Source organism: Robertkochia sediminum, assembly GCF_016786255.1.
GTDB lineage: Bacteria > Bacteroidota > Bacteroidia > Flavobacteriales > Flavobacteriaceae > Robertkochia > Robertkochia sediminum.
Genome location: NZ_JADMKT010000062.1, coordinates 129719 through 155154, shown reverse-complemented (window position 1 = coordinate 155154; position 25436 = coordinate 129719). Strand labels below are relative to the sequence as shown.

Annotated in this window: 24 protein-coding genes; 16 read left to right on the top strand and 8 right to left on the bottom strand. The window is 48.5% G+C overall.

Translation table 11 applies throughout. The features are described 5' to 3' along the window. Positions 1 to 413 precede the first annotated feature (413 nt). From IS446_RS00980 to IS446_RS00970, 3 genes are all read left to right on the top strand, one after another. A complete protein-coding gene (locus tag IS446_RS00980; RefSeq protein WP_203057344.1) occupies positions 414 to 659 on the top strand; it encodes a hypothetical protein in 246 nt (81 codons plus the stop codon). A 79-nt stretch (positions 660 to 738) separates the two neighbouring features. Beyond that, the gene (locus tag IS446_RS00975) at positions 739 to 1617 is read left to right on the top strand and encodes a tetratricopeptide repeat protein (RefSeq protein ID WP_203057342.1); all 879 of its coding nucleotides are present in this window, start codon (positions 739 to 741) and stop codon (positions 1615 to 1617) included. Between the two features lie 492 nt (positions 1618 to 2109). After that, entirely contained in the window at positions 2110 to 2583 is a 474-nt protein-coding gene (locus tag IS446_RS00970) for a nucleoside deaminase (protein WP_203057340.1), read from the top strand. 188 nt (positions 2584 to 2771) lie between these two features. On the opposite strand, the gene IS446_RS00965 is transcribed toward IS446_RS00970, so the two are convergent. Continuing rightward, positions 2772 to 4718 carry a sensor histidine kinase gene (locus tag IS446_RS00965; RefSeq protein ID WP_203057338.1) on the bottom strand — a complete coding sequence of 649 codons (1947 nt, stop codon included), beginning with the start codon at positions 4716 to 4718 and terminating at the stop codon, positions 2772 to 2774. A gap of 383 nt (positions 4719 to 5101) precedes the next feature. Between IS446_RS00965 and IS446_RS00960 the strand changes: the two genes are divergently transcribed. Next, positions 5102 to 7384 carry an OmpA family protein gene (locus IS446_RS00960; protein WP_203057337.1) on the top strand — a complete coding sequence of 761 codons (2283 nt, stop codon included), beginning with the start codon at positions 5102 to 5104 and terminating at the stop codon, positions 7382 to 7384. A gap of 35 nt (positions 7385 to 7419) precedes the next feature. On the opposite strand, the gene IS446_RS00955 is transcribed toward IS446_RS00960, so the two are convergent. Together IS446_RS00955 and IS446_RS00950 are read right to left on the bottom strand one after the other, a co-directional pair. Next, on the bottom strand, positions 7420 to 7773 hold the full coding sequence (locus IS446_RS00955; protein WP_203057335.1) for a four helix bundle protein: 354 nt from the start codon (positions 7771 to 7773) through the stop codon (positions 7420 to 7422). Between the two features lie 143 nt (positions 7774 to 7916). Continuing rightward, positions 7917 to 8507 carry a riboflavin synthase gene (locus IS446_RS00950; RefSeq protein ID WP_203057333.1) on the bottom strand — a complete coding sequence of 197 codons (591 nt, stop codon included), beginning with the start codon at positions 8505 to 8507 and terminating at the stop codon, positions 7917 to 7919. 127 nt (positions 8508 to 8634) lie between these two features. Here IS446_RS00950 and pdxA point away from each other — a divergent pair, with 127 nt between their 5' ends. The 6 genes from pdxA (at position 8635) to accC (ending at position 13654) form a co-directional block, all read left to right on the top strand. After that, the gene (gene pdxA, locus IS446_RS00945; protein WP_203057331.1) at positions 8635 to 9681 is read left to right on the top strand and encodes a 4-hydroxythreonine-4-phosphate dehydrogenase PdxA; all 1047 of its coding nucleotides are present in this window, start codon (positions 8635 to 8637) and stop codon (positions 9679 to 9681) included. 98 nt (positions 9682 to 9779) lie between these two features. After that, positions 9780 to 10316, top strand: coding sequence for a YceD family protein (locus tag IS446_RS00940; RefSeq protein ID WP_203057329.1), 537 nt, complete (start codon positions 9780 to 9782; stop codon positions 10314 to 10316). Between the two features lie 9 nt (positions 10317 to 10325). After that, a complete protein-coding gene (rpmF, locus tag IS446_RS00935) occupies positions 10326 to 10523 on the top strand; it encodes a 50S ribosomal protein L32 (protein ID WP_203057327.1) in 198 nt (65 codons plus the stop codon). A 172-nt stretch (positions 10524 to 10695) separates the two neighbouring features. Further along, a complete protein-coding gene (locus IS446_RS00930; protein WP_203057325.1) occupies positions 10696 to 11691 on the top strand; it encodes a beta-ketoacyl-ACP synthase III in 996 nt (331 codons plus the stop codon). Between the two features lie 27 nt (positions 11692 to 11718). Next, the gene (gene accB / locus IS446_RS00925; protein WP_203057316.1) at positions 11719 to 12204 is read left to right on the top strand and encodes an acetyl-CoA carboxylase biotin carboxyl carrier protein; all 486 of its coding nucleotides are present in this window, start codon (positions 11719 to 11721) and stop codon (positions 12202 to 12204) included. 94 nt (positions 12205 to 12298) lie between these two features. After that, positions 12299 to 13654: an acetyl-CoA carboxylase biotin carboxylase subunit gene (gene accC, locus IS446_RS00920; protein ID WP_203057314.1), complete on the top strand. Its 1356-nt coding sequence runs from the start codon at positions 12299 to 12301 to the stop codon at positions 13652 to 13654. A 109-nt stretch (positions 13655 to 13763) separates the two neighbouring features. Here accC and IS446_RS00915 read toward each other — a convergent pair whose 3' ends face one another. Continuing rightward, on the bottom strand, positions 13764 to 13988 hold the full coding sequence (locus IS446_RS00915) for a hypothetical protein (protein ID WP_203057312.1): 225 nt from the start codon (positions 13986 to 13988) through the stop codon (positions 13764 to 13766). Between the two features lie 16 nt (positions 13989 to 14004). Here IS446_RS00915 and IS446_RS00910 point away from each other — a divergent pair, with 16 nt between their 5' ends. The 4 genes from IS446_RS00910 to IS446_RS00895 all read left to right on the top strand — a co-directional run bounded on the left by IS446_RS00910 (position 14005) and on the right by IS446_RS00895 (position 17061). Continuing rightward, positions 14005 to 14508 carry a CIA30 family protein gene (locus tag IS446_RS00910; RefSeq protein ID WP_203057310.1) on the top strand — a complete coding sequence of 168 codons (504 nt, stop codon included), beginning with the start codon at positions 14005 to 14007 and terminating at the stop codon, positions 14506 to 14508. Between the two features lie 245 nt (positions 14509 to 14753). Then, positions 14754 to 15926, top strand: coding sequence for an NAD(P)/FAD-dependent oxidoreductase (locus IS446_RS00905; protein WP_203057308.1), 1173 nt, complete (start codon positions 14754 to 14756; stop codon positions 15924 to 15926). 88 nt (positions 15927 to 16014) lie between these two features. After that, positions 16015 to 16539, top strand: a complete 525-nt coding sequence (locus IS446_RS00900; RefSeq protein WP_203057306.1) for a DUF5004 domain-containing protein — start codon at positions 16015 to 16017, stop codon at positions 16537 to 16539. A 51-nt stretch (positions 16540 to 16590) separates the two neighbouring features. Next, positions 16591 to 17061 carry a 3-oxoacyl-ACP synthase gene (locus IS446_RS00895; protein WP_203057304.1) on the top strand — a complete coding sequence of 157 codons (471 nt, stop codon included), beginning with the start codon at positions 16591 to 16593 and terminating at the stop codon, positions 17059 to 17061. A gap of 62 nt (positions 17062 to 17123) precedes the next feature. On the opposite strand, the gene IS446_RS00890 is transcribed toward IS446_RS00895, so the two are convergent. Both IS446_RS00890 and IS446_RS00885 read right to left on the bottom strand, forming a co-directional pair. Beyond that, positions 17124 to 18092, bottom strand: coding sequence for an ABC transporter ATP-binding protein (locus IS446_RS00890; protein WP_203057302.1), 969 nt, complete (start codon positions 18090 to 18092; stop codon positions 17124 to 17126). Positions 18093 to 18202: 110 nt separating this feature from the next. Beyond that, on the bottom strand, positions 18203 to 20365 hold the full coding sequence (locus IS446_RS00885) for a prolyl oligopeptidase family serine peptidase (protein WP_203057300.1): 2163 nt from the start codon (positions 20363 to 20365) through the stop codon (positions 18203 to 18205). A 704-nt stretch (positions 20366 to 21069) separates the two neighbouring features. Between IS446_RS00885 and IS446_RS00880 the strand changes: the two genes are divergently transcribed. Further along, complete coding sequence (locus tag IS446_RS00880) at positions 21070 to 22305, top strand: S8 family peptidase (RefSeq protein ID WP_235996357.1); 1236 nt, start codon at positions 21070 to 21072, stop codon at positions 22303 to 22305. Between the two features lie 346 nt (positions 22306 to 22651). After that, on the top strand, positions 22652 to 23638 hold the full coding sequence (locus IS446_RS00875; RefSeq protein ID WP_203057298.1) for an aspartate-semialdehyde dehydrogenase: 987 nt from the start codon (positions 22652 to 22654) through the stop codon (positions 23636 to 23638). A gap of 308 nt (positions 23639 to 23946) precedes the next feature. Here the strand turns inward: IS446_RS00875 and rsmI are convergent, their stop codons facing one another. Together rsmI and IS446_RS00865 are read right to left on the bottom strand one after the other, a co-directional pair. Then, positions 23947 to 24618, bottom strand: coding sequence for a 16S rRNA (cytidine(1402)-2'-O)-methyltransferase (gene rsmI, locus IS446_RS00870; RefSeq protein ID WP_203057290.1), 672 nt, complete (start codon positions 24616 to 24618; stop codon positions 23947 to 23949). A 64-nt stretch (positions 24619 to 24682) separates the two neighbouring features. Beyond that, positions 24683 to 25384, bottom strand: a complete 702-nt coding sequence (locus tag IS446_RS00865; protein ID WP_203057288.1) for a hypothetical protein — start codon at positions 25382 to 25384, stop codon at positions 24683 to 24685. Positions 25385 to 25436: the final 52 nt, after the last annotated feature.

Here is a 25436-nt window from a genome sequence, read left to right as displayed (position 1 = left end):
TTTTTTTAGTGGGTAGGTAGGTAGATGGGTAAGTGGGCGAGAACCCCTTCCGTCTTCAGCTTGCGCTGAAGCCACCTTCCCCTGGTAGGGGAAGGAGAGCGTTCTGTCGGGGCGGCTGGTCTTAAATTCTTTTTAGAAGTTGGAGTTTCCCCCCTCCTTTCTAAGGAGGGGTGTCCACGACGATAGTCGTGGACGGGGTGGTTTCCCAAGGAGGGGTGCCTACACCAATGGTGTAGGCGGGGTGGTTCTCTGAAGCTTACAGCGTAATGCTTATCGCTTACTGCCGTTTTTTGATCATTCACCACATTTTAATCTGCTGAACTCGAATAACGTACAATAATTCTTACATTAGAGGTCCCAAATCGTTGTGGAGGCCCTGGCTCCGGCTTTCGCAGTTCAAAAAACCTGAAGCCATGCCTAAACTAACCTTACCCCGTATCGTGATCATCGCGTTTATCTTTTACGTGGTGCTTACCGGAGTGATCATGATCAGCTTTTATTCGGAGACCAAGACCCTGGTGGCTGAACAATCCAAACTTTCTGAAGACAATCATGAGCTCAACGAAAAGTATGAAGACCTCATGGATATGATCGAAGATTACAAGGATGAACTCGATAAGCGGCGTCCGGAAGATCTTGATCACCTTTATTCAGACTAACGCACTGAATAGCAAGCTATTGTATTGAAAATCAATTAAAAGCCATAACTTTGAACGTGTCAACCGATGACCACCAAAGATGAAGGGCTTGATATTGTTTTTGATCACCTGTACTGCTCTGTATGTCTCCTGTAGATCCCCGCAGCAAGAGACTGCGGTTTTTCCTCCCTATGAAGAAATGATCGGTACTGCCGATTCGGTATATACTGCCGGTGATCTTGCCGATGCCATTCGCGCTTACAGAAAGGTGCATAGGGCATATCCCGATAGTGCCTATGTGCATCGTGTGCTGTCCAGGGCCTACCTTGGGTTGGGAATGCTCAAGGAGGCGAAAGATATGCTCGACGCTACATCATATTCACAGGATACCCTGGGCCGGCTTTCTAAATTTCGCCATTATGCCAACTGGTCGATCTTTGCCGGAGATACCACCTTGTTGCGTACCTATACCGATTCCATTCTTTTTTACGCCTTTCACACCTATCCGAGTCCGTATCGCAATGCGGCCTTTAATGAGGTGTTTCTGAAGGACTATGACCGGGCTATGGCGCATCTGGATCGTTTCGTAGCCTATGGAGAGCCGGAGCAGAAGCCTATAAACATGGCTTTTTTGTATTTAGAGGAAGGTGATAGTGCCAGTGCCCATCCTATTCTCGAGGAAGCCGGAAAAGGACTCACCCTCATATTGCTGAAGGATCCTGTCGATACCGATGCCCTGTTCGAACTGGCGGAAGTGCATGCGATTAAGAAAGATACGGCTGTTGCTATGGATTACCTGGAACGGGCCGTGCAAACCGGACTGGGAAAACAATGGTGGATCTACCACCTGATAAGCGACACCTCGGTGCCCGATCCCGTGTTCGGGGCCTTGAAAGATAATACCCGCTTCCTGCGATTGAAAGATTCCTTGATGGAAGAGCGAAGGAAGATGAGGGAGGAGTTGATGAATGGGGAGTAGGGAGTAGGGCTTCTCGCTTTCGCTCGGAGCAATTATAAATTATAAATGGTGAATTATGAATTTTAAATGGAGTGGGGAGTAGTTAGTAGGGATTAACCCCTTCCGGTTTCAGTACTAATTGCTATCGTTCTCAAATGATGAGTATGAGCTTCCGTCAACCCCTTCCGTCTGCACTTTCGTGCAGACACCTTCCCCTGAGAGGGGAAGAGGAACGTTCATTTTTAATAAGTTGGAAGGGCTATTGTCTCACTTTTTTAGAAGTTGGGATTTCTCCCCTCCTTCCCAAGGAGGGTTGGCAGTGCTTTAGTGCTGACGGGGTGGTTCTCCCAAGGAGCCAGCTGGCGCGAGGGCAAAAGGGCGAGCCTGCCTGTCGGCAGACAGGGTGGTTTGTATAACCGCTTAACTGTATCACCCAAAGTAGCTTTAGCGAAGGTGGCGTATCACCCAAAGTAGCTTTAGCGAAGGTGGGCATAACCGTATAACCGATTAACCATGGAAAAAGACATCAAATTCTTACAACAAGCCATCGCCCTTGGCCGCAAGGGGATGCATAACAATAGTGGCGGACCCTTTGGTTGCGTGATCGTCAAAGACGATGAGGTGATCGGCCGCGGCTTCAATCAGGTATTGTCTACCGTTGATCCTACCGCTCATGCCGAGGTGGTGGCCATCAGGGAGGCGTGCAGGTACCTCAATAACGGTGACCTTTCCGGATGCACCCTCTATACCAGCTGCGAGCCCTGCCCCATGTGTTTAGGGGCGATCTACTGGGCACGTCCCGATCGTATCGTTTTTGCCTGTACGCGGGAGGATGCCGCCGGGGTGGGATTCGATGATGATTTTATCTATAAGGAGATCAATGTACCCATAAGCGCCCGAAAGATCACTACCGAAAATAAAATGCGCGAAGAAGCCCTCGAGATGATGAAGGAGTGGTTGGAGAAGGAGGATCGGATAGGGTATTAGGGAATCGTGAGTAGGGATTAGGGAGTAGGGAGTAGGGAGTCGTGAATAGGGCTGCTCGCTGTCGCTCGGAGCGATTATAGATGATAAATTATAAATGGTGAATGATGAATTGTAAATGGGGTGGTTAGTTGGGTTTAGGTATGGAGTTTTAATTCTTCACCTCTTTACTCCTTTACCCCTTTACCTCTTTACCCATAGATCATCGCCACATTAACTCCTTTGCCTTCGGCGCTTTCCAGTTTGAAATGCCCGCCGGTTTGTTTGAGTCGGCTTTCCATATTCTCGATACCGCCTCCGCCGGGAATGCGATTGCCGGGCAGTCCTTTGCCGTTGTCCTTATAGCTGACCTGCAGTTTTTTTCCTTCCTGCTTGAAGGTGATCACCACCAGTGAAGCGCCGCTGTGTTTGCGCATGTTCACCAGTAATTCCTGAAGCACGCGGTATAAGGTTTGCTGGCGGTAGTCTTCTAATAATTCCCATTTCACGGTGTTGAGTCCGCGAACGAGGATGTTGGTATCCCTACTTCGGTACTGACTAATAAGTGACGATACGGCTTCTCCGAATTCGGCCCCCTGGGGAAGTCCGGCATTTTCCCGGGACACGTTTCGGGTGCGCTTGTAGATGTCATCCAGGGTGTTGAGCAGGTATTCTTTGTGTTCGGGGGTATTCAGGGCGTTGAGCTCTGCAAAGGTCATGGTATTGTACAGGTCGTTGGCCAGCTCGTCGTGGATGCGTTTGGAAATGGCCGATTCTGTTTTTCTCACCTCCTCTGCCTGTTTGAGCCGTGCACGTGCGCGAAGCAGACGATATCCAAGGGAGCCAACCATTAGAAGAATAACTACCGTAATGGCAAGGAAAATAGAGCGTATCCGACTGTCTCTGAGCTCCAGCTGCTGGATCCTGGTCTGATCGGCAAGCTGCAGATTCCGGGCTCGTGTGCGGTCTACATCGTATTGGTAGCGGGCGTAAGCATCCCTGGCCTGGGTCATTTCAGACTGTATGCTGTCGGTGAGCTCCTGGTATGCCATGGCATAAGCCTTTGGCCTCGGTGAGAGTTCGGTGAGCAGTCTCAGGGCTTTGAGCTCGGTGTCGGTTTGGGAGGTGGCTCTGGCGTAATCGAGCGCTCTAAGGGCGATTTTCCGGGCCGTAACCGCATCTCTATAGCGATAGAATTCCGACATTTCGGCGTATAGTCCGGCGAGTTCTTTTTTGTTGTCTATGGCGGTGAGCAGGGCTTCCGACTGCCTGGTAAGCTCTTGAGGTCCGTCCATTTCCAGCTGGTATTTTACCTTAGCGAGGTTCAGGAGCATCCGAGCGTATTCGGTGATGGCTCTCTTGTTCTTATTGGCGATCTCCGGCAGCCAAAGCGTATCCTCTACCAGGTCTTCCAGGACTTCTAATGCTTTGCGGTTTTCGCCCATCCTGAAAAAGCCCATGGCCTTGTTGTTCTTGAGTACGTACAGGTCTATGCGCTTTGGGGTAGACATGCTGTCCGGATACGTCGCCTGAAGGAGTTCGATCGACTTATCCAGCCAATAGAGTTTGTCCTTATAGTTCTCTTGTCCTGCGCTGGCGTTACCCAGGGCAGAATATAACTTTAACTTTTGTGCGTCAGGTGGGTCAAGGACGAGGGCTTCTGTGGCAATTTTTTGAGATCCTCCGTAATTCTGAATATCATTAAGGCTGTTAGCCAGGTTGATCGATGCCTTGGCAAACGTCAAGGTATCGTTGATGTCCCTGGCCAGACGAATAGACTTGTAGTCGTAATTTCTGGAGGTATTGACCTCTCCCGATTTTTTGTAATAAAAGGCCAGTCGAAACCACGCATCGACTAACGAACTGCTGTCTTTTTTTGCCATAGCCCACCTTTCATACTCATGAGCGATAGCGATGCTGCTGTCACGCGGATATAATCTGCTTGCGATCTTCATTCGCTGCTTATAGAGTGCAATTGCTAAGGTGTCTGTGGTGTTGTTCCGGAGGAGTTCGGTATTGGTTTCCCAGGTTTTTTGGAGGGTTTTTTTATCGTATGCTTTTCGAGCCTTTGTAACTATAGAGTCATTTTCCAGATAGGCGGTGTAAATAGGGTCTTGATTGTGCTCTGAAGGTCCGGAAGGATCAGAGCAGCTGTGCATGACGAGAACTATAATGATGACAAGAAAGTTACGCAGCATTGATGGTGGTTATGGGAGGTTCAAGTTAGCGATTTTTTTCTAAACATAGGGTGGCGGAATTCCCTCCAAATCATGTTTTCAACAATGGGCAACACAAGTGCTGTATTTTCTGTAAGAGCCGATTGAATCACAGTTAGATATCGCTTTATTGAATTGTGAATAAATTCATGTTAAAGTGCATTTCGTCTATAAAATATGTATTTTACCCGCCTGAATGTATAGTTAGTGTTAATAATGGCAATTTGTAGTTGGATTGCTGTATTTTTTCGCGATCCGGGGACTGATTTTTAGCAATTAATTTTCAACAGAGCTTTTCATATATGGGCGTAAAAAAGCTTGCTTTATTGTTCTTATTAAGTGTGTTCGCGCTGAACGCACAAGATAAGCGTCTGCAAAAAGCAGCTGAATCCTACGACGAGCTCAACTACTCTAAAGCCACCCGACTCTACAAAGGGGTGGTAGACCGCGGAACTGTGAATGCCGATGTGTATACCAAGCTCGCAAATTCCTTCTATTTTATTGCCGATTACGAAAATGCGGCCTCCTATTATCAAAAACTGTTTGCTCTGATCTCTGAGCCGGATTCTGAATTGTACTTTCGCTATGCGCAATGTCTTAAAACCCTTGGGGATTATGGCCGTGCAGACGACCTGATGACGCAATTATATCAGCGCAATGCCAGAGATACCCGAGCCAGATTGTTGCAGATGCAACGGAATTACCGCCAGGAGATACGCCGTCAAAAAGATCGTTATGACGTAAAGCCGATAAAGGGGAATACCCGCTATTCGGAATTTGGCCCCGTATGGTATGGCGATGAGGTGGTGTTTACCTCCACTCGTGATACCGGGGGTGCAGCAAAGAACCGCCATGGTTGGGACTTGCAGTACTTTCAGGAGATCTACCGCGCCGATCGCGATACTTCAGGGAACTTGAGCGGAATTAAAAAGTTCGATGCCCAGATCAATTCCCGCTACCATGAGAGTACGGCCACCTTTGCGCCCGATGGTTCGCGCATGTGGTTTACCCGAAATAATTCCGACGGTAAGAAACTGAAAAAGGACAAGGACGGAATTACCCGTTTAAAAATATTTACTGCTGAAAGAAAACCGCAAGGCGGATGGCTGCCACCGGAACCTGTGCCTTTTGGTGACGATAACTGGTCGATCGCCCACCCTGCCATGAGTGAAGACGGCCGCACCCTGTATTTTGCCAGTGATATGCCGGGTACCAAAGGGGGGTCTGATATTTTTGCTGTTGCCATTAAGGATGACGGCACCTATGGAATTCCACAACCACTTCAGGGGGTGATCAATACCGAGGGCCGCGAAACTTTCCCCTATGTGGCTAACGGGAAATTGTACTTTGCCAGTGACGGACATCCCGGACTTGGAGGTCTCGATATTTACGAGGCCGAATTGCTGGATCCCTTTATTGTAGGGCGTGTCAATAACCTCGGTGCTCCTGTAAACAGTAGAAGAGACGACTTTAGCATGCTGGTGGATACTACCGGCCAAATAGGATATATTGCCAGTAACCGCTGGGGCGGAAGAGGGGGAGATGATATTTATGCCATCACCGCTAATGACGACCTGATCGATGTCGAGGGTATCGTGGTGGACCTGGAAAGTGGAGAGCCGGTAGATGATGCTACCGTAACCTTATATAAAGATGGTGTAGCCATTGATTCCATGCAAACCGACCATAAGGGAGCTTATCTTTTCGAAGATGTAGTGAACGATGGGGAAGTTTGGGTGGAAGCCGATAAGGAGAACTACGCCACCGAGCTGGTTGATGTTGATACCGATGATAAGTTCTACGATATTACCCTGAAGCCTGCCCTTGAAAACCTTGTAAAACGCGACCTTCTTGAGGTGCTCGACTTTAACGATATCTATTTTGATTTTGACCGTTCGAATATTCGTCCGGATGCCCAGGTCGAACTCGATAAGATCGCCGAATACCTGCTGAAGAATAGTGAACTTACGATAGAGATCCTGTCGTTTACCGATAGTCGTGGTAGCCGTGCCTACAATCAAAAGCTTTCGGAGCGCCGCGCTCAGAGTACCGCAAATTACCTCATATCGAGAGGGGTGAGCGCAGAGCGTATTAAGGCCCTTGGTCTTGGTGAGCGCCACCTGGTAACCGATTGTCCGGATGGTGCCAAGTGTACCCTCGAGGAGCATCAGCTTAACCGCCGTTCAGAATTCTTTATCTCCAGCGATCCTGATCGCGAGAGTATTGAATACCTCATGGCGGAAGATGACTTCTATGACGACGATGAATCTTCTGCTGCCGTATCGGGTAGTTCCGGTCGCAGCCCTGCTGCTTCCGGCTTGCCGACCCGCGGGGCTATGATCCCCGAGATCGACGCGATCTCCAATACCGGAACACAGGAAGCTTATGCCGTGCAGCTTGCAGCATACAGGGCCCAGGATAATATTGATCTCGATCGCTTCTCCGGAGTTGACGACCTGGTGCTCGAAAAAGGTAACGACGGCTATACCCGTCTGCTTTCAGGGATCTTCCAGGATGCCGGAGCTGCCAAAGCCCACCTTAAAGACCTCAAAAAACGCGGCTATGCCGGGTTCGTGAAAACCCTCGCTCCTGCAGGGACGATGCCGTAATTTAGGGAGTAGGGAGTAGGAGAGTAGAGAGTAGCTTATAAAATCTTTTGCTTTAGGACGCTTTGCATACGATTAAGCATTTTCTTTATAGCGGTAATGTCCTTTTCTATCAATCCTTTTGTAGTGACTCCATAGATTCGTTCTGATAGGATCAAAAGTGTCTCCAGCTCTGTTAGAGACGCATTGGCGATATTTAAGAATTTAATGTAATCTTTTGTGCTTTTTCTGGCAGCGCCCTCAGCTATGTTTGAAGGGACGGATACAGCGGCTCGTTGAATTTGAGAGATCAATCCATAGGTTTCCTCTGTTGAAAGTTTTTTTGTAATCAGGTAAACATGGGTAACCATATCCATGCTCTGCTTCCATACGTTTAAGTCTTTATGCAACATGTATTGTATTTTCTTATAAATATATAGAAAATAATCTACATGATTTCACTCCTTACTCCCTACTCCCTACTCCTTACTCCCCACTAACTACTCCCTACTCCCCACTAACTACTCCCTACTCCCCACTAACTACTCCCTACTAACTACTCCCTATTCCCCATAATCCTTGCCACATACTTCCCAACCACATCAAATTCCAGGTTAACCGTAGTACCTTCCTTATAGGTGTGAAAAATGGTATGCTCGTAGGTATAAGGAATAATGGCTACGCTAAAGTGGTCTTTTCCGGAGTCGACTACCGTCAGGCTGGTGCCGTCTATGGTAATAGATCCTTTTTCTATGGTAACGTTATTCTGCGCAGGGTCGTAAGTAAAGGTATAGCGCCAGCTGCCGTCTTCTTCAGCAATGGCAGTGCAGGTTCCGGTTTGGTCTACGTGCCCCTGAACGATATGTCCGTCGAGACGGGCGCCCATTTTCATACCACGCTCCAGGTTCACTTCATCTCCAACCTTCCAATGATCAAGGGAGGTCTTGTCCAGGGTTTCTTTGATGGCTGTGACGGTGTAGGTGTCGCCTTCTATGGCTACCACAGTTAGGCAAACCCCGTTGTGGGCAACGCTCTGGTCGATCTTCAGCTCGTGGGTAATGCCGCTTTTTACGTGGATGTGCAGGTTTTCGCGTTCCTTTTCTAATGCAGTGATGGTGCCCAATTCTTCGATGATACCTGTGAACATTCTTATATAATTTGGTTAAATTTGCCTATGGTGGCAGCGTGTTTGAGAATATGGTGTAAAGATAAGGAATGCTGTCAAGAACTCACCACGGTCGCAGACCTGAACAATAGAAAAACTACTACCTGACATGAAAAGTGAATCACAGATAATTTTGGGGATCTCCATGGGCGACCTTAACGGGATCGGTACCGAGATCATTCTCAAAACTTTTGAAGATAATCGTATGCTCGATTTCTGCACCCCGGTGATCTTCGGGTCTACCAAGGTGATGTCTTACTATCGCAAGGCTTTGAAGAACAACCTGACGTACCAGGGTGTCGATAGTGCCGATAAGGCGGTTCCCGGAAAGTGTAATGTGGTGAACGTATGGAAGAATGCGCCTAATATAGAACCCGGTAAAGAAACCGAAGAGGGCGGAGAGTTCGCGTTGGAGTCGCTCAAGGCTGCAGTAGATGCCCTGAAGCAAGGGCATATCGATGTGCTGGTTACCGCTCCTATTAATAAGGCCAATATCCAGCGTGACGATTTTAAGTTTCCCGGGCATACCGATTTCCTCGCCCAACAGCTGGAGGGAGAAGCGCTTATGTTCATGGTGAGCGACGACCTGCGTGTGGGTCTCCTTACCGACCATGTGCCGGTTAAAGATGTGGCTTCTCATATTACACCGGAGCTCATTAGAAAAAAGATCGGGATCATTAACGAATCCCTTCAAAAGGACTTTTGTATTCGCAGGCCGCGTATCGCCGTGCTGGGTATCAATCCGCACTCGGGCGATCAGGGGGTTATAGGTAAGGAAGACGACGAGGTGCTTCGTCCAACACTTAAGGCTATTCACGATGAAGGCGTGCTGGTCTATGGGCCGTATTCTGCCGATAGTTTCTTTGGTAGTGGCACCCATAAGCAGTTTGATGCCGTGGTTGCGGCCTATCACGACCAGGGGCTTATCCCGTTCAAGACCCTGAGCTTTGGTAAGGGGGTGAACTTTACTGCCGGACTCAATAAGGTGCGTACCTCTCCGGACCATGGTACGGCCTATGAGATCGCCGGTCAGGGCAAGGCCGATCACAGCTCTTTCGAGGAGGCTGTTTTTGCTGCCATATCCATGTACAGGAACCGAAAAGACTGGGAATCGCTGCATGCGAATGTGCTAAAAAAGTCCAAAGGCAAGTTATGAACAAAAAAAAGTTGATAACATTACCATGATTCTAAAAAATTTATATCTTTGCACCCGCCTTATCCTTAAGGAGATGGCTATTAAAACTGATGTTTAAAATGAAGCAGTTAAAGGAGTTTGATATTCCTTTTGTTGGGTTGAAGCTCGGAAAACACCAGTTTGCTTATCAGTTAGATAAGTCGTTCTTTGAAGCTTTTAACTATGACGAGTTTGCCGCAGCCAGCCTGCAGGTAGACGTCGTTCTGGAGAAGAAAAACAATATGTTGGAACTGAGTTTTTCTACGGAAGGGAGCGTAAATGTGCCTTGTGATCTTACGGATGAACCGTTCGATCTTCCTGTGGAAGGCGATTTACACCTGGTAGTAAAATTCGGGGAGGAGTATAACGATGAGAATGAAGAAATGCTCATTATTCCTCACGGCGAGCACCAGATCAACATCGCACAATACGTTTATGAAATGATCGTATTGGCGGTGCCGGCCAAAAGGGTTCATCCCGGGGTCGAAGACGGAAGTTTGTCAAGCGATGTATTGGAAAGGCTTGAAGAATTTCAACCAAAAGAAGAGAATAACAATAATGACGGGGATACAGATCCGCGTTGGGATACACTGAAGAAACTATTAACGGATAAATAAGAATTAAAGATGGCACATCCTAAAAGAAGACAGTCCAGCACCAGAAGAGATAAGAGAAGAACGCATTACAAAGCGACTGCTCCTCAGATTGCTGTTGATCCTACTACCGGAGAGGCGCACGTATATCACAGAGCTCACTGGCACGAAGGTAAGCTTTATTACAGAGGCCAGGTCCTTATCGATAACGCTGCCGAAGAAGTAGCTTAAGGAACACATATCATACGATATTTATAACTCTCACGCACGTGAGAGTTTTTTTTATCAAAATTTTTCTATCGGTCACAAAACGTTTATTTTGCGGCCTGTTTCAGATAAAAATTAGTAATTTCAACAAATTTTTATCGGCTTTGCGTGTTTTTATGATCAAAACCAGCGGATTATGAGTGAACTTAATGCAGCGATCACTGCTGTGGGGAGTTACCTTCCCGACTATGTGTTAACCAATAAGGAACTGGAAACCATGGTTGACACGAATGATGAGTGGATCACCACCAGAACGGGGATCAAGCAAAGGCACATTCTCAAGGGAGAAGGAAAAGGGACCTCCTTTATGGCCATCAAAGCGGCCGAGGATCTGATCGCTAAAAGCGGACTCAACCCCGAAGAGATCGATATGGTCATTGTAGCTTCGGCTACTCCCGATATGCCCGTAGCAGCTACAGCTACCTATGTGGCGAGTGAGATCGGAGCAGTAAATGCTTTTTCTTACGACCTGCAAGCAGCTTGTTCAAGCTTCTTATACGGGATGTCTACTGCGGCGGCTTACATCCAAAGCGGGCGCTATAAAAAGGTGTTGCTTATCGGAGCCGATAAGATGTCGTCTATTATTGACTACACCGACCGTACCACCTGTATCATCTTTGGTGATGGTGCCGGTGCTGTGCTCTTTGAACCTAATGAAGAAGGACTCGGACTGCAGGATGAATACCTGAGAAGCGACGGGGTCGGAAGGGAATTCCTGAAGATCGAAGCCGGAGGGTCTATCATGCCGGCAAGCGAAGAGACCGTGAAAAACAAGAAACACTATGTTTTCCAGGACGGAAAGAACGTGTTTAAATATGCCGTTTCGAATATGGCCGATGTATCGGCGCGTATCATGGAGCGCAACGACCTGACCAAAGACGATGTGCAATGGCTGGTACCTCACCAGGCCAATAAGCGTATTATCGATGCCACCGCAAGAAGAATGGGTGTAGATGATGACAAGGTCATGATCAACATCCATAAATACGGAAACACTACTTCGGCTACCCTACCTTTACTATTGGCCGATTACGAGAAACAACTCAAAAAAGGAGATAACTTAATATTTGCTGCATTTGGCGGTGGATTTACCTGGGGGTCGATCTACCTGAAATGGGCATATAACGCATAACAAACACACTAATCTAACAGAGTAATCATGGATTTAAAAGAAATTCAAAGTTTGATCAAATTCGTGGCGAAATCCGGAGCTAGCGAAGTTAGTCTCGAGATGGAGGACGTGAAGATCACGATCAAAACGGCTTCTGACGAGAAGAAGGGTGAAACCACCACTTTTGTTCAACAGATCCCTATGGCTCAGGCTCCTGCTGCTGCAGCTCCTGCTCCTTCGGCGCCTGCTGCAACTGAAGCTGCTGCACCTGCTGCTCAGGAAGACGACAGTAAATACATCACTATTAAATCGCCGATCATCGGAACTTTCTACCGCAAGCCGTCTCCTGATAAGCCGGTATTCGTTGAGGTTGGTTCTACCATCTCTCAAGGTGATGTGCTTTGTGTGATCGAAGCAATGAAGCTTTTCAATGAGATCGAAAGTGAGGTAAGTGGTAAGATCGTAAAAGTACTGGTAGACGATTCGTCTCCCGTTGAGTTCGATCAGCCATTATTCCTGGTAGACCCATCATAAATAAGCGCTTTTAACCCGTTGTCCCGTGGCACTGCATCAAGAGGTGTACAGCGGACAATAAGGTTGTAAGTACCAATCTAAAGCTTAAAATCATATGTTTAAAAAGATACTGATTGCTAACAGAGGAGAGATCGCCCTTCGTGTGATCCGAACCTGTAAGGAGATGGGCATTAAGACCGTGGCTGTGTATTCAAAAGCCGATGAGGAGAGTTTGCACGTGCGTTTTGCAGACGAGGCCGTGTGTATTGGCCCTGCTCCTTCTAAGGATTCTTACCTCAAGATCGCTAATATTATTGCAGCGGCAGAGATCACCAATGCCGATGCTATTCACCCGGGTTACGGATTCCTTTCTGAGAATGCGAACTTCTCAAGGATCTGTGAAGAACACGGAATAAAATTTATCGGGGCTTCTCCCGAGCAGATCAATCGTATGGGAGACAAGGCTACGGCCAAGTTAACCATGAAAGAGGCCGGAGTACCTACCGTTCCGGGAAGTGACGGACTGCTAAAAGATTATAAGCAAGCTAAGAAACTCGCTGCAGAAATGGGATATCCCGTAATGCTGAAAGCTACTGCAGGGGGTGGAGGAAAAGGAATGCGCGCCGTTTGGAAAGAAGAAGACCTTCAGAAAGCCCTCGAAAGTGCCCAGCAGGAAGCGGGTGCGGCCTTCGGGAATGACGGTATGTATATGGAGAAGCTTATTGAAGAGCCTCGCCATATCGAGATCCAGATCGTGGGCGACCAGTTCGGGAAAGCATGTCACCTTTCTGAAAGAGACTGTTCTGTACAGCGTCGTCACCAGAAGCTTACCGAAGAGACCCCTTCGCCTTTTATGACCGAAGAACTTCGCGAGGCTATGGGTGAGGCTGCTGTTAAGGCTGCTGAGTACATCAAGTACGAAGGTGCGGGAACGGTTGAATTCCTCGTAGATAAGCACCGCAACTTCTACTTTATGGAGATGAATACCCGTATCCAGGTAGAACACCCGATCACCGAGCAGGTGGTCGATTATGACCTGATCCGCGAGCAGATCCTCGTGGCAGCAGGTGTGCCGATCTCCGGAAAGAACTATTTCCCTAAGCTGCATTCTATCGAATGTCGTATCAACGCCGAAGATCCGTACAACGATTTTCGTCCGTCACCGGGGAAGATCACAACCCTTCATGCTCCGGGCGGACATGGAGTGCGTCTCGATACCCACGTGTACAGCGGATATATTATCCCGCCCAACTACGACTCGATGATCGCTAAGCTTATTACCACCGCACAAACCAGAGAGGAAGCGATTCACAAGATGAAGCGTGCCCTCGATGAGTTCGTGATCGAAGGAATCAAGACTACGATCCCTTTCCACCGTCAACTTATGGATCACCCTGATTATATCGCTGGGAACTACACCACTAAGTTCATGGAGGACTTCGAGATGAAACCTGAAGAGGAAATGGAATAATATAAAAAGCCCCGCTATTGTAGCGGGGCTTTTTCTTTTTTTCACCTACCCACCTACCCACCTACCCACCTACCCACCTACCAGCCTGCCAGCCTACCAGCCTACCAGCCTACCGGTTTACCTTCCCCACTTCCCCACTTCCCCACTTCCCCCTTTCCCCACTTCCCCACTTCCCCCTTTCCCCATTTCCCCACTTCCCCCTTTCCCCACTTCCCCACTTCCCCATTTCCCCATTTCCCCATTTCCCCATTTCCCCACTTCCCCATTTCCCCACTTCCCCTTTCCCCATTTCCCCGTATCTTATAGCTATGAAACCACTAACTCTTTTATTCACCTTATGCATCACCATTATGAACGCACAATCATCATTCACCCTCTACGATTTTAAAGCACATGGCGACACAAGCGACTGGCTCATTATAAACGATGGGGTCATGGGTGGCCGGTCCCGATCGTCCCTGGAGATCAATAAGGAAGGCTATGGCGAATTCTGCGGACACGTATCTCTTGCGAATAATGGCGGATTCGCCTCAGTTCGCTTGCGATTCGCTCCAATAGCGGTTTCGGCCTACAGCGTGCTGTATCTTAAGGTAAAAGGAACACCGGGACGCTATCAGGTGCGGTGCCGTTCTGAGATTAACGAACCGCAGAGTTATGTGGCCTGGTTCGAGGCCGATGGTACCTGGCAGGATGTCATATTGTCTTTGGATAAGATGAGCCCTGTTTACAGAGGGCGTCAGCTGGATCTGCCTGATTATCCCGGACAGCAAATGGCAGAGTTCGGGATCCTTGTAGGGAATAAGAAAGAACAGGACTTCTGCCTGGAGATCGCTGCCATACGGCTGGAAGAGTAGGGATGGAGATCTCATTATTGCCGCTGTAAACCAGATGATAGCTCATTCGAATAATACCTTCCCAAAGGTATACACCTGGTGATCATTGTTATAGATTTGAAAGCGATAATGACTGAAATTACAGCAAGTGGTGATATAACCTATGGCGTGATCTATATCCTCTTAATTCGCTGAAATGCAATAACATAGGTGAAAATAATTTTAATTTTCCATTGTCAGTCAGCTGATTTCTATATCTTTAAAATATGAATGCCAACCACGACACCATTTCCCTGCCGGAGATTCCGGTTCAAACCCCCCATACTTCGGGGTTTTCTTATTGGGAGCTCAAACAGTTCTTTAATACCCCCGATTTTGTGGTCGTGGGGGCCGGTATCGTAGGACTTAGTTGTGCGCTTTCCCTGCGAAAGCGATTCCCGAAAGCCTCGGTGTTGGTATTGGAACGCGGACTCATGCCACAGGGCGCCAGTACCAAGAATGCCGGTTTCGCATGCTTTGGTAGTATTTCTGAACTGCTTGACGATATGAATACCATGACCGAAGAAGAGCTCCTCGCCCTGGTGGAAAAGCGCTATAAAGGCATTAGGCTCTTGCGTTCTACCTTAGGTGATAAGGCGATCGGGTATAAGTCTCATGGAGGATATGAAGTTTTTCTCAAGGGCGACCCCGATTTTTTTATGGCCTGTTTGGAACATCGCAAACGCGTTAATAAGCTCCTGAAACCTGTGTTGGGTAAGAAGGTCTTTGAGGTGGTGCGTAATGATTTCGGATTCGAAGGTATTCAGGACCATATGATGCTTAATCGCTATGAGGGTCAGATCGACACCGGCAAGATGATGCAGGCCTTGTATACGAAATGTGTAAAGAAGCGGATAAATATACTTTACGGTGTGCAGCTTGAGTCCTATACCCAGGGTAACGATAAGGTGACGCTCAAAACCAATGTGGGGGAATTTGATTGCGGTAAGCTTCTGCTGGCTACCAATGCCTTTGCCGGAGAGGTCATGGGAGAGTCGGTGACTCCGGCCCGTGCCCAGGTGCTCATTACCGAACCTATTAAAGATCTTCCGTTCAAAGGGACCTTTCATATGGATCGCGGCTATTACTACTTTCGCAATATCAACGGCCGTATTCTGTTTGGTGGCGGCCGCAATTTGGATCTTTCCGGAGAAGAAACCACAGCCTTCGGTACCACCCCCCTTATTCAGGATAAACTGGAAGAACTGCTGCAAAAAGTGATACTTCCGGGGACCCCGGTTGGGATCGAAGCCCGATGGAGTGGTATCATGGGGGTAGGCGACTCTAAAGCACCTGTGATCAGGTTGCTTTCTGATCATGTGGCCTGTGGTGTACGCCTTGGTGGTATGGGAGTGGCCATTGGCAGCCATACCGGAAAGGAACTCAGCCATTTATTCTGAAAATCCTTTAAAAAACTGATTTTTTACAACTTTTCATTTCTTTTTTTTGTCTACTATTGCCGGGTTAAAAAATATACCTGTTGATATCATGAGACAAATGTTATGGATGGCCTTAGCCGGAGTGCTTTTATTGGCCGGATGTACCCCGAACGACGATTTTGAATGCCCTGGAGCCTATACCGGTGCGCTTAGTGCCGATGAAGAAATATTGGTAGGTGACTGGAAGTTATCAGGCCTGGAAGGATCTATTGCCATAGACCTTACCGACGATGAAATGGATAATGCCACTACCGATCTATACGGACAGATAAGTGAATGCATTCGCGAGGCGCGTTATGTGTTCTCTGAAAACCGCGAATTGGCGTATTTCGGTTCCCGCGAGGTAGAAGATGTATGCGAAGAGGAACTGCTGTTTGGTGGTACCTGGAGGCTGGAAGGGAATATCGTAAGTATCGTTTCCGGTTGTACCGTTGGCGGATTCGAGCTCGATCTTGATGAGGAGGCCCGAAGTTTTTCGTATACGGTTTACGAGCAGGTGGTGAATTTTAAAGGCGATGTCGTGGCCATGCAGGTCACCTATACCTATACAGATCAAACAGAACGATCAAATTAATTTGTTCTTAAAAAAGCCTTCAGACGAAGGCTTTTTTTATTTTTAGGGTCTATGGAAAACAGCCCTCAGGAAATTAAGGAAGCGCTCATTGGTATTTGCCGGGAGCGTTTACACGAGGCTTATCAAAAAAGCAATGCTCAGATGGAGTCCTTACGAACCGCATTGGGGAGTGAGGTAAAGAGCTCTGCGGGAGATAAGCATGAGACCGGGCGCGCCATGATACAACTGGAGATGGAACGCACGGCTTCACGTATGGAGCAGCAGGAAAACCAGTTGCAGGTGTTCGAACGCCAGGTTGCTGCAAGAAATGATCATGGGGCTATCGTAGCTCCGGGTTGTCTTGTAGTTACCGATAAGGGTATGTATTTTATCGCGGTGTCCCTGGGGCCTGTCGCAGTGCTGGGGCATATGGTGCCGGTACTTTCTCCCATGTCGCCCATAGGGCAGTTGCTCAAAGGCAAAAAGGTAGGGGAGGTCTTTGAGTTTAAAGGCAACCCCGCGCGTATTACCGCCATTGTTTAGTGCGCTGCCCTGATATACCTTCCTTAAATTGCCGACTTAGTGTTTGTTGGCATGTTATCCCACTATCGTTTAAGACGCTTCTCCAAAACGCCCGCTTTGAGTTGCAGGCTTATCGCATATTCGTTCTTCACCGGGTGCTCACTTCTGAAATACACTTCTCTTCGCCCGATACGGCTTTTGACCAGGTAGGAGTGACCTTCGAAATAAGAGGCCGTTACAATAGCTTTTAGCGGCCCATCAGGATCCGGAACGAGTTCGTGCGGATAGATCAGGGCAAGGCCTTTTAGCTCAGGATCGAACCAGGAGAAAGGCAGCTGATTGACTTCCCCGAAAAGCCGGGCGATGTATTTGGTGCGCGGGTGCTGGTAAAGCGTATCCGGCGTGCCTCTTTGTACCACCTTGCCGTTCTTCATGACCAGGGTCTGGTCTGAGAAGGAAAGGCTGTCGGCATTGTCGTGGGTAGCTACGATACAGGCAATGTTCTTTTCTTTAAGGTATTCGAAAAGCCTGCGTCTTAATTGACTCTTCTTAAAGTTATCGATATTGCTAAAGGGCTCGTCCAGAAGTAAGAGTTCCGGCTCCCTGGCCAGTACCCTCGCCATGGCCACACGTTGTTGCTGGCCGCCGCTGAGCTCATCGGGGCGACGGTCGGCATAGTCGCTCATGCCTACGAGTTCGAGCAGCTCGGCAATACGCTGCTTTTTGCGTCTCGGATAAAAATTCGAAAGGTATTTACCAACGTTCTGGGCTACGGTAAGGGGTGCCATCAGGTCGTAATCCTGCGCCTGGTATTTGATGAAATCTTCCCCGGGAACCAGGTTGTAGTCGGGGCCAAGCATGGGCTGGTGTTTCCAGTGCATGTTACCGCTCTTAGGCTGCAGGAGTCCGTAGATCAACTTGAGCAGGGTGCTTTTTCCGGAGCCGCTTTCTCCGATCACAGAAAGTTGCTCCCCGGGGGCAAGGGTAAAGCTGATGTCCTGAAGAACGGGAGTTTCACGATAGGCAAAAGTAAGTTTGTGGACCTGAAGCATAACAATATTGGTTTGTGAATTATGAACCTTTCCGGGTTGCGAAGATACTATAAAACAAAAAAACCCGGAGCCATGCCCCGGGTTCTTAGGATGATATGTGCGATCGGGAATTATCCCTTGATCTCTTTCTTGGTTACTTCCGGATTAGGAAGTTCTTTGAAGCCCATGTTGTACAGGGCAAAACTAAAGATGTCTGAATACAGCTCGATGGTCTTGCTTACCGGGGTTCCGGCACCGTGACCTGCATTGGTCTCAATACGTATCAGGGTAGGATTACTTCCCGTTTGCTTGTCCTGAAGCTCTGCAGCAAACTTAAAGCTGTGTGCAGGTACCACCCTGTCGTCATGATCCCCGGTGGTTACCATGGTCGCAGGATATTGAGTGCCTGCTTTTACATTGTGTACCGGAGAGTACCCTTTCAGGTAGTCGAACATTTCCTGGCTGTCTTCTGCAGTACCGTAATCGTAAGCCCATCCTGCTCCTGCAGTAAAGGTGTGGTAACGCAGCATATCCAGTACTCCAACGGCTGGAAGCGCTACCTTCATAAGGTCGGGTCTTTGGGTCATCACCGCTCCAACGAGGAGTCCGCCATTAGACCCACCGCGAATCGACAGGTAGTCTGATGAGGTGTAGCCCTCTTTGATCAGGTATTCTCCTGCAGCGATAAAATCGTCAAATACGTTCTGCTTCTGCATCTTTGTCCCGGCATCGTGCCATGCTTTTCCGTACTCTCCACCCCCGCGAAGGTTAGGAACGGCATAGATACCTCCCTGCTCCATCCATACGGCCATGGCAGTACTGAACGAAGGAGTCAGGCTGATGTTGAATCCGCCGTAACCATAAAGCATGGTTGGATTCTTTCCGTTCTTCTCAAGACCTTTTTTATGCGTGATGATCATAGGTACTTTTGTACCGTCCTTAGAGGTGTAGAATACCTGTTCTGACACATAGTCGTCAGGGTTAAAGCTGATCTCCGGACTGAAATACACCTCAGAAGTTCCGTCTTCAGGGTTGAAGGCGTAGCTGCTTCCCGGTGTTTTGTAGTTCGTGAAGGAATAGTACAGGGTGGTGTCTTCTTTCTTTCCACCGATACGGCCTACGCTTCCGATCCCCGGAAGATCTACTTCGCGAACCAGGTTACCGTCATAGTCGTACTGCATTACTTTAGATACAGCGTCTACCATATACTCGGCAAAGAAGTATCCGGCTCCGGTGGAAGGAGACAGTACATTCTCGGTCTCTGCGATAAAGTCTTCCCAGTTGTCGGGAGTAGGGTTGGCGGCATCGGTCTTCACCACACGCTGGTTCGGTGCGTCGAGATCGGTCACCAGGTAAAGAGTGCTCCCTTCGTTGGTGAGCAGGTTGGTATTGCTGTCGGTATGGTCTACGATGGTAACGAGCTTGCCGTTGGCATCGTTAAGATCTTTGAGGAAAAGCTTGTTTCCGTTGGTTGAAACTGCCGCCGAGATCATCAGGTAGCTGTCGTCTTCGGTAACATAACCCCCAACATAGCGGTGCTTTTCGGCATCGGTACCTCCAAAGATGAGCTGGTCTTCATTTTGAGGAGCTCCGATCTTGTGGTAGTACAGTTTGTGCTGGTCGGTCTTTGCTGAAAGCTCACTACCCTCAGGCTTGTCGTAGCTGCTGTAGAAGAAGCCTTCATCCCCCTTCCAGGAGATCCCGCTAAACTTCACGTCTACCAGGGTGTCTTCTACGATCTCTTTAGTTGCGGCATCCATCACGATCACCTTACGCCAGTCACTTCCGCCTTCAGAGATGGAATAAGCGGCGAGGTTCCCGCTTTTGGAGAAACTGAGTCCGCCAAGCGAAGTGGTTCCGTCTTCAGAGAAGGTGTTCGGGTCGAGGAATACCTCTTCGACTTCTGAGTCGTTCTTTTTGCGGTAGATCACTGACTGGTTCTGGAGTCCGTCGTTCTTACTGAAATAGGTGTAGTCGCCTTCCTTGTATGGGGCGCCTATCTTTTCGTAGTTCCAGATCTCCTTGAGGCGCTCTTCGAGCTGCTTGCGGTAAGGGATCTCTTCGAGGTAAGAACCGGTAACCTCGTTCTGGGCCTTTACCCATTGAGCGGTCTCTTCTGAGAGGTCGTCTTCTAGCCATCGGTACGGGTCTTTTACCTCGGTGCCGAAGTAGGTGTCTACGGTGTCTACTTTCTTGGTTTCAGGATAATTCAAAGTTATTTCTGATGTTGATTCCTGCTTGCAGGAGGTTAAAGCGAGTAACGCTCCGGCAAAAATGCTAATTCGTTGGTACATGGAATAAAAAGTTTCCACCAAAAATACAGAAAACTATGTTAGGGTTTCGTTAAAGGGGGATTTGGTTAAGGGAGTAGGGAGTAGGGAGTAGGTAAAAGGGTTATGTAGGGATATGGGTATGTGGGGTAAAGGGGTATGTGGGTATATGGGAAGTGGGGAAATTGGGAATTGTCATCTCGAGCTTGTCTACCGAAAATATGCTCGCATACTGAAGGTATGGTGATTGCGCAGCAATCGTATCGTGAGGTTGGTAACCTATGTCTTTGCGAGGAGGGCGAAGGTCGACGCGGCAATCTTTTGAAGGTCGGAATTTCTCCCCTACTTTCTAAGGAGGGCCAAGCGTAAAGAAAAGGTCCGGTGGACCTTTTTATCGAACCTGCCTGATGGTAGACAGGGGAGCCAGCCGGCGCTCTGGCATAGGACAGGGTGGTTCCCCATGGTAGGAAGAAGCTGGGGTTTGAATTAAAATTTCGTTCAGTATTTACTATGATAACGTTCTCCTTCTCCTGCCAGGGGAAGGTGGTTTTGCGAAGCAAAATCGGAAAGGGTTTATGGTTTTTACAATTGAGATCATCACAACAAACACCTCATAAAATTAAACACTCAACATTTGAAATGTCATTTCATCGAAAATAACACCCTCAAATTTGTTAAAAAGGTGTTAAGGATATAATTTAAAGTCTTTAACATTAACCAATTAGTTTATGATGAATTATTTGAACGCAACAAAATGGATGGTCTTTGGGTGTGCTGCCACCTTTATGATCTCCTGTTCTCACGACACCACCAGTGAGATCGATTCCCTCAATCCGGAAACCGAATTAACAGCAGCATCACCGGAATCTTATATCGTGGTTTTTAACACCAAAGAGACCGGGAATCTCGGGCAGAAGTTCACCGATTATTCGGCTGCCAAGAATGCGGTAAGCAATGTCGCTCAACGACTAATGTCTGATGCGCAGATCACCGATGCTTCTGTAGAGCAGGTGTACGCCCGGGCTTTAAATGGGTTTTCAGTTCGTATGAATGCTGCCGAAGTGGCCATACTCGAGAATGACCCAAGGGTAGCCTATATCGAAAAAGACCAAATGATCGCCCTGGCCCCACCTCCTGGAAGAGGTCCCGGCGGAGGAGGTGATGACGGGGGTGGATCGACCGGACAAGAAACGCCTTATGGGATCGCCCGTGTTAATGGGGTGAGTGCCTATACCGGATCCGGGGTGGCCTGGGTATTGGATTCAGGTATTGACCTTGATCATCCGGACCTTAATGTAGATGCTTCCCGCGGATTCAATGCCTTTACTTCCGGAAGGGATAGTAAAAGCCTGGACGATGGGGATGGTCATGGTACGCATGTAGCTGGAACCATTGCGGCACTTAATAACGATATTGGCGTGGTAGGCGTAGCTCCCGGAGCTACTGTGATCCCTGTTAAAGTACTCGACTCCCGCGGAAGCGGTTCGTATTCCGGGGTGATCGCCGGGATCGATCATGTGGCTGCCAACGGTTCGCCGGGAGATGTGGCCAATATGAGTCTTGGAGGCGGTGCTTCTCAGGCGGTTGATGATGCTGTGATCAACGCCGCATCCCAAGGGGTGAAGTTCGTGATCGCAGCGGGAAATAGTGGTGCCAATGCCAATAACTATTCGCCGGCAAGGGCCGAAGGGCCTAATGTATTTACCATTTCGGCCATGGATATTAACGATTCATGGGCGAGCTTTTCCAACTATGCGAATCCGCCGGTTGACTACTGTGCGCCGGGAGTGGGTATTAAGTCTACCTGGAAAAGCGGTGGATACAATACCATAAGTGGTACCTCCATGGCATCGCCACACGCCGCCGGAGTATTGCTACTGGGGAATGCCACTACCGATGGTACGGTAGCCGGAGATCCCGATGGTAACGCAGACCCTATAATCGTGAATGGTAATGGAGCTTAAGCATATTGAATGAGCATGATGAGAAAAAGGTCGCCTTCGGGTGGCCTTTTTAACTTTCCCTAACTGCCTACCTACCTGTCTACCTGCCTCTTTGCTCTTTGCTCTTTGCTCTTTCCTCTTGACTCTTTCCTCTTGACTCTTTCCTCTTGACTCTTGACTCTTGCTTCTCGATTCTCCACTTCCCCCTTTCCCCCTTTCCCCACTTCCCTCTTTCCCCACTTCCCTCTTTCCTTACAGCTTTGTCATATTTGAAACAAAATGTTATAATTCTGCAATTATCATTTTAAGTGCTTGTTTTCAAGTCGGAATAGCATACATTTGTTCATGAATAATTGAACCCCTACATATGAGAATAGCAGTAGTTGGTGCCACCGGAATGGTTGGCCAGGTAATGCTCAGGGTATTGGCCGAGCGCCAGTTCCCCGTGAGCGAGCTGCTACCGGTTGCTTCAGAGCGTTCGGTAGGCAAAGAGATCGAATTTAACGGAAGTACCTATAAGGTCATTAGTCTGGAGGATGCCGTTGCTGCACGACCGGATATCGCCCTGTTTTCTGCCGGGGGAGGCACTTCTCTGGAGTGGGCTCCTAAGTTCGCTGAAGCGGGCACCACCGTTATCGATAATTCATCGGCATGGCGTATGGATTCCACCAAAAAACTGGTAGTGCCGGAGATCAATGCGACCGACCTCACTGCAAACGATAAGATCATTGCGAATCCGAACTGTTCAACCATACAAATGGTGATGGCCCTGGCGCCCCTGCACAAAAAGTACGGCGCTAAACGCGTGGTGGTTTCTACCTACCAGAGTATTACCGGAACCGGGGTGAAAGCGGTAAGGCAATTGGAGAATGAGTACGCGGGTGTAAAAGACGAAATGGCTTATCCCTATCCGATACACCGTAATGCCCTTCCGCATTGTGATGTGTTCGAAGAGAACGGATATACCAAAGAAGAGATGAAGCTGGTTCGCGAAACCCAGAAGATCGTAGATAAGCATATCGCAGTAACCGCAACTGCGGTGCGTATTCCCGTAGTGGGAGGGCACAGTGAGGCGGTGAACATTCAGTTTGAAAACGATTTTAAACTCAATGAGGTTCGCGGATTGTTAAACGATACCCCGGGGATCACCGTACAAGATAATCCCGACACCAATACGTATCCGATGCCGGCCTTCGCCGAAGGTAAGAACGAGGTGTTCGTTGGGCGTATTCGCCGTGACGAATCACAACCCAATACCCTCAACATGTGGATCGTTGCCGATAACCTGAGAAAGGGAGCCGCGACTAATGCAGTGCAGATCGCAGAATACCTCATGGAGCATAAGCTGGTGTAAAGCGAACGGAAAAAATAAAAATGTAATAAAGGGATGGACCTCAGGGGCTGTCCCTTTTTTTGTTATGCAGTTATGCCCTCCTTCGCTAAAGCTACGAAGGGTGAGACGGTGATGCAGTGATTCGGTGAAGAGGTTAGAATCAAAATAACGTTCAATATTTACTAAGACAACGTTCTCCTTCCACTTGCAGGGGAAGGTGGTTTTGCGGAGCAAAAGCGGAAGGGGTTTGTTTAAGGTTGCGACAACGCCATTTATGCCATGGGACTTTGACTTTCGATTCCCGATTCTCTATTCCCCATTCCCTAAAATCACTTCTTCCCTCCAACAATGAGGACGATCTCTCCCTTAGGAGGGTGTTTTTCGTAGTGGGCGAGCACTTCTTCTGCAGTACCCCGAACCGTTTCTTCGTGGAGTTTGGTGAGTTCCCTGGACAGACTTACCTGGCGGTCGGCACCGAAGTGTTCGATAATATCTTTCAGGGTTTTCAGGATCTTATGTGGCGATTCGTAGAACACCATGGTTCGTGGTTCTTCTGCCAGCAATTTCAGGCGGGTTTGTCGTCCTTTCTTCACCGGAAGGAATCCTTCAAATACGAATTTATCGTTCGGGAGTCCGCTATTCACCAATGCAGGTACAAAGGCCGTGGCTCCGGGCAGGCATTCTACCTCCAGCCCCTCGGCCAGGCAGGCTCGCGTAAGGAGAAATCCGGGATCGGAAATGGCCGGTGTTCCGGCATCGCTTATGAGGGCGATGGTCTCCCCCGAAGCAATACGCTTCACGATGGTTTCTACGGTTTTGTGTTCATTGTGCATATGATGGCTCTGCATGGGGGTGTCTACCTCCAGGTGGTTTAAGAGCTTGCCGCTGTTGCGCGTATCTTCGGCCAGGATGAGGTCGGCCTCCTTTAATACCCTGATCGCTCTCAGGGTGATATCTTCGAGATTCCCGATGGGCGTGGGAACAATGTACAGTTTTGCCATACTATAAAATTAAAAAAGCCGCAGCAATAAAGCTACGGCCGGAGATATATAACTTTACCGGGAGTTACGAAAAACGCGCCTCCAGAATTTTTAATAGACGGACCTCGTAGATCTCTTTACCTTCCCAATGGTTGTAGTCGGGTTTTACCATCTCATCGAGAAATTCCCTGGCATCTTCAAAGCTGGTCTTCGTATTGAGCATGGAGATCACGCGGTTAAAATCTTCATCACTGCCGTCGAACAGGTTCTTGATAAATGCGATCTTATCGTTAAGTCCCAAGTTCAGGCTGTTGGTCAGTCGGGTGTTTAGCGAGTGCTGGGCGGGAGGGGCCTGGGCTTCTTTTCTTTTTGGTTTGGTGTCTACTTCGGGTGTAAGCACCTCCTTGTCGCGTTTTACAAAATCGGGTTCCACTCCAAAACCTGCCAGGATATCGTCCAGGGTTTCTTCATCGGGCATTTCTTTAACCATATCGCGAATGGTTTGCATGCCGGGGGTTACCAGGTCGTTCTCATGCGGATTGGTTTCCGGAACGTTGGAATTGCCTCGTAGCACATTTCCTGCAAGGGCCTCGAACCGGTCTGCGATCTCATGACGTATCTCCTCCTGCTTGCTGGCGCCGAAATGCGTTTCCATAAATCGCAAAAGGGTAAGATTCTCATAGGCCAGGCGGGCTTCCCTTTGCAAGGCTACAAGGTCTTCCTGACCCTGGAGTGAGAGGATTCGGTGAGCGATCTTTACCAGTTCCGATTCAACTTTCTTTTTCATCATTATTGCTTTTGGTGTCTCCCGAAACGGGGAGGGTTGTGTTTGTCAAACT